Genomic DNA, 6,868 nt, shown 5'->3' with positions numbered 1-6,868 from the left:
CAAAAGTAGTTTTGCGTCCTGGCATAATTGAATCTCGCTTTCTCGGTGTATAAACCGTGGCTTTTGATTCATTATACTGGATAATCCATTGTGATAATTGCCAATCGGATTTTAAACCATGCTTTAAAGCAAATTTTTCTAAGGTATCCGTTGAATGCTCAAATTCCACAACTAATTTGCGCTTAAACTCAACGGAATAAACTTTATTATGGTGAGCACTTTCAAGTCCTCTCATTCCCTGGTATTTGTACATTCTCTTCCATCTTCTGATGGTGTGTGCGTTGACGCAATATTCCTGAGCTAATCTTTCAATAGATTCTGTTTGAGCTTTCTTGATAATAATTAATTTTTGCTGAACTGAAAATTTGGCTCGTCTTCCCATAATTAAAAACACCCTCCAAGTATCAGACGAATTTTCTATTTCATCTGTATACTTAGAGGGCATTATAGCCAGGAATTAGTACACTTTTCATCTATCAAGAATGCCATTATACTAGTGTTCCTAGACTATTTTTCTGTGCGTTCCAGCACCGTTACAATCTCTGCAGTTTGTTGTTTCTGCTCTGTCTTCGTGCCATGCACTCGCCAGTCGCGGACAACTATCGCATGAGTCATTCGTAAGTAATTGAACTTCGCTACGCTCGTTCCATTACAACGACACTCTCTGCGGTTCGCATGGAGCGTTTCTAAGCTTTCACGCTCTTGCTAATCGCGTTCAAGCAAAGTAACGCTCTCAATATGCCACGAGCTCATATGGTCAATTACACATTTTGGGTTAACCGCTAGTTAAGGCGGTTGGGGCTATCCAAATAAAAGCAGTACATCCGTTTACTCGAACCTAAAAAGTTGAATCTTGAAGGATTTTTAGTGATGAATAGTAGTTCACGGATTTTGTTGGTTTGTGGGAACATATAAGTTTCAAAATAAAATCAGAGTGTCTGCGGAAGAACAAAGTTATTTGACATTTAATATGGTAAAACTTTGTGATCAGCTTGAAGATTACTTTGAATTACTTTATAAGTTTTTTCGTGTTCTTCATTAACTCTCGTTGTATCCAAAATAAGAGTTGCATCAATATACGGATAAAGTTTTTCTGCTGTATTATTGAAATCATTAGTGGTTATTAGGATATTTTTCTTTGCCTTGGCATTCTTTATTGTAGCGCAAAATTTTGGAAAATCTTTACCGTCTAATACCGACTGTACAGGATGGAAAAGTGCAAAGTCTTTATCAAAGCCAAATGGCAAATCTACATTTCTCTTCCATTGTACAAAATTAATAATCATCCCGTACACGTTAAATGAATCTCTTAAATTAAACTTCGGAACTACTTCGCGAAGTCCTTTTTCAAGGAATTGCCTTTCATAAGGAACAGTAGTGTTACCAATTACAACAGTACCCTTATTAAATTCCTCCAAATCATAAAGGCAACTAAATACTAGAAGTAATTTATCATCATCAAAATATCCACGAATTAAAATTCTATTTGTTTCCTTATCAAGCAAGAGTTCTTTAAATCTCTTGATGAATTCTTTTGGTTCAAATTTTTCAATCCTATTACTCAATTTTTACCATCCCCCTTCGCAGCAAATTGTTAATGTTAATGTCCTTCAGCTTGTCTATCTAACTGTATAAGACACTTGATCCGTAATATCACAAATTTCAGAGACTTTTGCAATGATAGCTAAGATAACGGTAGCTGAGAAATTAGTTTCAATCTCTGTTCCATTTTCCAACTTTTCTGGATTCCTATTAACTCTAAATAACATTCTATCAATCTGCCTATTTTCCTTAATGCGGTCAAAATTCAAACTGTCTTTATTCCAAATATCATTCAGAAAAACAACTAACATTTGACGCCAGGTCTTTACCGAATAGTCATCTCCACTAATAGTAATCTGAACAGGTTTCTTACCAGTGACATCAACTGTTTGGTCTATTGTGTATTCACCAGTAATCTCTTCTTCACTAACCTCTTTTATGTCCGGCATTGGGAAGATTTTTATTAGCTCATCAGTAAGCTTTCCAGTGCGGTCAGTGATGGTGTCCTTGCCCCAATGGTCATAAGTCTTCGCTACTTCTCTAGTAAGGAACACGTTTGAATCTTGATAATATTCTCTTTTTTCATCATAAGGCTTGTTACTCATTTCTTGATTGTACTTAGTAAGAGTTAAGTTACCTAGTGTGCCACCAAATTGCTCTTTGACCTTATCCGCATTGGTAACTTGTAATCGCCATTCTGCATTTAAGCGCTGAGGCATAATATGTTCTACTTGCGCATCGTTAAAATCAATTGTTTCTTTAGTACGGTGCTCTTCCAGAATAACTAATGCTAATTTAGCTAAGTGATTTCTTTGGTGATAAAGATCTACTTCCATCAAGCTATCGGACAATTTACGATCATCGGGAAAATTTGCTTTTAGCAGGCGTAGCAATCTTAGCTTTAAATTGCCATTTACCTTTGATAAATCACAAAGTCCAACAACAATTTTATTTAAGCCATTTGTTGGCAATTGGCATGCCTTTAAACGGAATAAGTAGCTCTCTAAAATATGCGCTAAACTATTAGCTTGTCCTTGATCAATTTCACCAGAAGTTATCAAATCCATTAGTAACATCAAGTAAGGGAACACTACTTTACTATCCATGACATTAATATGGTCCAAAACCCTGTTGAATTCACTATCTTCAGTTTTATGGTTTAGTATCTGGTCATAATAGTTGGCAAACTTAAATAAATCCGCTAATGCGTTTTCAGAATTTAATTTTTCAGTAATAAAGTAGTCTTTGTAACTCCCATAAACATTATTTCTCTTTACCGATACATGAGTTTTTACCACTAAGTAATGTCGAATAAATTCTGCAAAAGTCTTAGTTGCAAACATCCGCTCTATCTTAACCCAGTATTTTTTATAAAGGTCCGACTGCTCCTGCGAATCTAGTTTCATTAAAAGAAAGTTTCGCACTAGATCCGAGGATGAGAGTGAAACCCCAGTTGAGTTTAAACTTTCAAAAATGACTTGCGGATTTTCTTCATTAGGATCACTACTTAACTCAATATAAACCATGTTGAAGTGATTCATTGCTTCATACAATTTAGAACTATCAATGTCTGAATTACTAATCAATTTTTGAAACAGTCGATAGTTATCGATGACTTTTGACGGCTGATCGTAATCAGCCATTTCATTCATAACAGATTCAAATGCTTCATAGTCATGCTCGACCGGCTTTAACTTAAGGTGATTATTATCATCCAGATATTTATTGGTTAAATATTCTTCCTCAATTTCAGCGTGGTCTTGTTTATCAGCATCTGATAATGCCTTTAGTAGCAGAGTCAAACTAGTTAAACGTTGCTGTCCATCAATGATGCGATAGATATGACTCATCTTATTTCCAGTTTCAGTAACATAAACAATCGCGCCTATAAAATGATCAGTATCGTTTTGTGCAGCTATCGTTAAATCCTTAAAAAGCTGCTCACACTGTGCTTTATCCCATTCATAATTTCGCTGAAAAACAGGGATTTCAAAAATAGTTTTCCCACTTCCTAGGAAATCAAACAGATGGATACTATCAGCTTTCATCTATTCTTCCTCCCCAAATTCTCGTTGGACGACTTCCTGCAAAGTACCTTCTTGGGCATATTTAGCAGCATCAATCTGTTTAAAATGCTTTTCCAGTAAACTATTCTTCAGTTCTTTATCAAATCCAAAAATATAGTTAGTCGAAATCAAATAAATAATCCTCGTTGGCGCCAAGCCATATACCTGGTGCTCCATAATATGCTTAATACGCTCATGGTCAGCTGGGAAGAGCTGTTTCATCTTCTCACTGCGAAATAATCGCTTAACAATTTCGGTAATATACAGCCCTGACTTCATATATAGGTCAGCAAATTTTTTATTAGGATCATCAAAAATACCTGGATTATTTATTTCAAGATCATCCACCATATGTTTAACAACTGCTTTTGGTGTAAAAATCTGATTAGTCTTTTGTGGAGGAATATAATCGAAAATATCCTCCGTGCTATTGTCATCAAAGTAATTGCTTAATTGGTCCTTTTTTTCAAGGAACTGCTGAATAGAATCATTAAACACTACTTCATCAAATAAATGACCATCAAAATGTTTCTCTTCATTGGTTTCAGCATCAACATAATCACCACCATCACGCAAGAAACGGAATTGATCCTCCGTGATGCCTGTTACTTCTTTGAAAACATCATCCTCGGTATAATCGTCAAAATTCTGCAAAGTTAAATTCTTATCACCGTAAGCCATAATAAAGCTGGGAATTGTACGAGAAAAGCCCCGCAGGTGTGCTCTAGCATCTTCTTCAACATTATTTAATTTTTGCTCTTCCTCGTGCTTTTCAACACGTTCAACCACTTTAGCTGGAACATCTTCAACCGTCTTCCTGACGTGATCTTGTACTCTTTTGCCAAAATCATTCATAATATTCTGGACAGTAGTTTCATATTTTGCTTTAGCTTCGTTAAGTTCTGCTTGATCACGTGCAGCTGCTTGCTCTTTCTTATAGTTAACTTCGGCTATTTTTTTTTGATCGTTAAGCTCGTCAGCAATCTTATTTAATGCCTGTTCATTTTCCTTTTCAATCTGTTGTTGTTGCTTTTTAGCTTCTCTCTTGGACAAGCCATAATCATTAGCGACTCTATTAATAACTTCTTTATTTAGAGAATCATTGACTTTCTTAGAAATAGACTTGGCTGCTGTCTTAAAGTCCGTATTATCAGTATCAGAAACTGAGTCTACTAACTGGTTTCCTAAGTCAGAGTAAACTTTGTCACCAAAAAGATCTTTTGATTTACCAATTACTTTCTCTTTAGGAATTTCAACTTCACCATCATCATTAACTGAAACTTCTTCAGCACCTTCAATAGCATTTTGCTCAGTCTTTTTTGCTTTCCCTTCTTTAGCTGTTACTAAACCATTTAATATTTCACGTACTTCGGCAGGCGCAGCAAAAATTCGGGAAATGTTGGTAAACAAGAAGTTACTCATAAAGCCACGTTTAACAACTTCTTGTGACTTTAGCTGACGAGGAATAGACATAACTTGCTTAGCATCAAGCTCGACCATCTTGCCATTATCATCTTCACCGATAACTGGGAAGAAATTCAGTAGTTTACGAATGTTCGTTTCATGCTCAGCAGCGGTCCCTTTGCCATTTGAAGTTTCAGCCATTAAGTCATTAGCAAATTCGTCAAAGACAGTCAGTGTCCGTGTTGGGTCAAAATCAAAAACATAAGCATTTTCTTTTTGCACTAATTCACCATTGCGCTCAAAAGTATATGGGTTTTGTGCTCTAAAGGCAGCCTGCATATACTCAGCAGGACTCTTCATACTAGACAGCATCAAAACGGCTGACCAAGGTTTAACTGTTACACCAGTAGTCAATTGACCAACGCTCAAAGTAATAGTTTTATCATATTCTTTAGTTGCTTTTTGAACTTTATCAAATGCCTTTTCATTGGCCTTCTCAAGTTGATCATCATTTAATTGGTCATCATCAAGTTTGCCATCACCCGCCGCAAGAATAATATGATAATGTTTAAAAACAGAATGTTGCTTCAATTTCTTTGCCAGAGCTTTAGCACTATCTACTCGGTTAAGCAGCCAAAAAGTATGTGCAAGTTCTGTTCTTAATTCTGGAGTTGAGAATGGGTATTTTTCTCCAGTAGTCAATGTGTCAAGAAAATGATCCACTGCTTCATCGTAAACAAATTTACCATTCTGCGTTCTGAAAAATTCATTTAAATCAAATGCTGGATCTGCTTTGTCACCATTGTCTAAATCAACACCCTGTTTTAAAGTTTCTGACATCATTTCTGATAATTGGTAAGTAAACATGTTTAAACGTGGCATTACAGCATATGGATTGCTACCACCTTCAGCATCTTCATTCCAATCGGCTTTGGCTTGCTGTTCATCAGCATAAGACCAGTTGTAGATTTGATCTGTAGCAAATTTACCTTTGGCTAGGGCTTTAAACGGCGTACCAGTAAGATGAAGTGTATACTTACGTTTGATTTTGTCGAATGCCTTATCCGTCTTATAAGTATCCACACCTTCATGGGCCTCATCAATGATCAATAAATCCCAGTTAAGATCTTCAATCCACTTTAATTTGTCGTATTCTCCACCAAAGTAAACTGAACCTTTTAACCCTTGAAGACTCTCAAAAACAACCTGACCATAATCATTGCCATCAGAAATGGAATCAATAAATTCCTGACGAGAAAGTACTGGCTTATCTTTTAGGGCATCCGTTTCACTAACGAATTTAAGATTAGTTTGCCAGGCAATAAATTTGTCAAAATCATCAAACCAGGAGTTTGCAATACTAGGTCGATTTGTAACTACCAGTACATTCTGCATTTGCATCTTACGGACTAAATCATAAGCAGTGAGTGTTTTGCCAAACCGTGGCTTAGCATTCCACAAGAATTCGCTGCCTTCACCATTTTTAAGAAAGTAAGCAATTGTTTGATCGACTGCCTTTTGCTGTTCTTTACGAAGCTCATACTGAACATGCTTATCATGACCTTGAACATCCCCATAATCACGATCAGCAAACTCATGAAAGTAGTGATGGGATGTTGGTCCATCAATATGAAACCATTCTGTCCTATGTTTCCGTTCAATCTGCTTTTTCTGGGTTAAGTAATCATGAAAATCATGGTCGGTAAAGGTTTCATCGGACCCATCTTCATACCGAGCATTGCCACGCCATAACAATTTTACTTTGGCATCAACAGTATGGTGTTAACACCGGTTCTAAAATGTAGGAAAACACCGATTTGAAATTGTCGGTTTTCCTACAATTTTTTATACTAATT

4 protein-coding genes are annotated in these 6,868 nt (G+C 36.1%); all 4 read right to left on the bottom strand.

The window, feature by feature from the left end; translation table 11 throughout:
* On the bottom strand, nt 1–382 hold a 382-nt coding region (locus tag QOS03_RS08780; RefSeq protein ID WP_283576143.1), incomplete at its 3' end, for a transposase.
* Between the two features lie 583 nt (nt 383–965).
* Nucleotides 966–1,565: a hypothetical protein gene (locus QOS03_RS08775; RefSeq protein ID WP_003671675.1), complete on the bottom strand. Its 600-nt coding sequence runs from the start codon at nt 1,563–1,565 to the stop codon at nt 966–968.
* A gap of 54 nt (nt 1,566–1,619) precedes the next feature.
* Entirely contained in the window at nt 1,620–3,590 is a 1,971-nt protein-coding gene (locus QOS03_RS08770) for a DUF262 domain-containing protein (RefSeq protein WP_283576142.1), read from the bottom strand.
* Complete coding sequence (locus QOS03_RS08765) at nt 3,591–6,767, bottom strand: DEAD/DEAH box helicase family protein (protein WP_283576141.1); 3,177 nt, start codon at nt 6,765–6,767, stop codon at nt 3,591–3,593.
* Nucleotides 6,768–6,868: the final 101 nt, after the last annotated feature.

Origin of the sequence: Limosilactobacillus pulli, from assembly GCF_947381555.1 — a bacterium.
In the GTDB taxonomy this organism is placed as follows: domain Bacteria; phylum Bacillota; class Bacilli; order Lactobacillales; family Lactobacillaceae; genus Limosilactobacillus; species Limosilactobacillus pulli.
This window is presented reverse-complemented; position numbering and strand designations above follow the sequence as displayed.